At 39.8% G+C, this 1,844-nt stretch carries 2 protein-coding genes; one reads left to right on the forward strand and one right to left on the reverse strand.

What is annotated here, in order from left to right; all coding sequences use genetic code 11:
* The first annotated feature begins 51 nt into the window (after positions 1-51).
* A complete protein-coding gene (locus tag ACR2F3_RS05175) occupies positions 52-516 on the forward strand; it encodes a universal stress protein (protein WP_432708912.1) in 465 nt (154 codons plus the stop codon).
* Between the two features lie 85 nt (positions 517-601).
* Here ACR2F3_RS05175 and ACR2F3_RS05180 read toward each other — a convergent pair.
* Positions 602-1,844, reverse strand: a 1,243-nt coding sequence (locus ACR2F3_RS05180) for a sodium:solute symporter family transporter (RefSeq protein WP_432708913.1), incomplete at its 5' end; no start/stop codon positions are given.

Consider the following 1,844-nt stretch of genomic DNA (forward strand, 5'->3'; position numbering starts at 1 on the left):
TTTTGATGCACTATTAGTTCTTTTAAATTCCGAAACATCTGTAGCCGAGAAATGATAAGCCATGCTAAAATACCAGTGTTATTGGTTCCGGCAGCCGCAACATTCATTGGTATTAATAAAATTGCATTTGCAACTGATTTAAGCCATGACGATATTGGTGTGATCCGTTCTCTTTCCACCTTTGCTGCCCAGTTCAACGCCGAGATTCTTGTGGCACATGTGAGTGAGGGGCAAGGTGATGACGATAAACAAAGGGCTAAAATAGCCGATTTCATAAATTACATTACCACCAGAATAGATTACCCTCACGTCCATTTCCGCGATATTAAACAAATGAATGTGGATGAAGGGCTTGACTGGCTTTCCGAGCATGGGCAAATTGATATGTTGGTAATGGTGCATCACCGTAGTAGCCTTATTGATGTTTTATTTAACCGAAGCCGAACGCAAAAGGTGGCCAGACACATTGATATTCCATTACTGGTTTATCCAGGTTACCTGAACCATGTGTTTTAATGGCTAATATTAAAATGTTGATATGAAAAACGGCCGGTCATTTACGCAATGACCGGCCGTTTCGTTTATCAATTATTCGTAACTGTTACCAGTAAACGGTGTACAATGCAGCAATCAAGCCTAAAATGATGAGTGAGCCTACAGCAAAACCTTTGCTGGTGTAGAACATCTCTTTCTCAATTTCAAGTCCTTTGGTGATCACACCTTTTTTGTTTTCGTACATACTGATGATGTACATCACCACTAAACAGATAATGAATACAAAACCCATACGGTCTAAGAAAGGAATCTCATATAAAGTTGCACCATCTCTTTGTTTAACCGGAACAGCGAAACCACTTGAATACAAGAAGCTTAAATCCATCATAAATGGAAGGAATTTAAACCATACTGATAATAAGAAACCTCCAATGGTAGCAAACAGCGCTGCATTCGAAGTAGTCTTTTTCCAAAAGAAACCTAAGATAAACATCGCAAAGATACCCGGTGAGAAGAAACCTGTATATTCCTGTATAAACTGGAATCCCCCTTTTTTATCAATACCTAACAAGGGTGCAATCACAATGGCCACAAGCATAGAAACAATCACCACCCAGCGACCAATAACAACCTGTTTGTTTTCATCGGCCTTTTTGTTAATTACTTTTTTGTAGATGTCAAGTGTAAAAATAGTGGCAATACTGTTTGCTTTACCTGCTAATGAAGCTACCACAGCTGCAGTAAGTGCAGCAAATGATAAACCTTTTAAGCCTGTAGGCAATAGGTTTAACAATACCGGATAGGCGGTATCAGGCGCAACTTCACCGTCCTTCATCATTGAAGACTGGAAGTCACCATAACCTTCTTTGTATAACACATAAGCAGCAATACCAGGTAACACCACAATAACCGGCATCAGTAATTTAAGGAATGACGCAAATAATAAACCTTTACGTGCAGTTGGTAAATCAGCGCCCAAAGCACGTTGAGTAATGTATTGATTACAACCCCAGTAGTTTAAATTCACAATCCACATACCACCTATCAACACGGATAATCCAGGTAAATCGAGGTAGTTTTCATCTTCCTTGTCAAAAATCATGTGGAAATGACTATCGGCATGTTCCGTCAGCAAGGTGAACCCGCTTAATACACCGCTTTGTCCAAAGTGTGTCGCCACCAGATTTAGCGCCAGGTATGTTGTAGCTAATCCACCTAGAATCAGGAAGAATACCTGAATAACATCCGTGTATCCAATTACTTTCATCCCCCCAAGTGTAATTATTACAGAGAAAGCAGCAAGTATATACATACACAGCGTCAGGTTAATTCCCGAGATGCTGTTAATA

This window comes from Pedobacter sp. (assembly GCF_045627485.1).
GTDB lineage: Bacteria > Bacteroidota > Bacteroidia > Sphingobacteriales > Sphingobacteriaceae > Pedobacter.

Bases quoted from the DNA above. Each gene is read 5' to 3' on its own strand.
- ACR2F3_RS05175 (WP_432708912.1), top strand. From the start codon at position 52: ATGATAAGCCATGCTAAAATACCAGTGTTATTGGTTCCGGCAGCCGCA.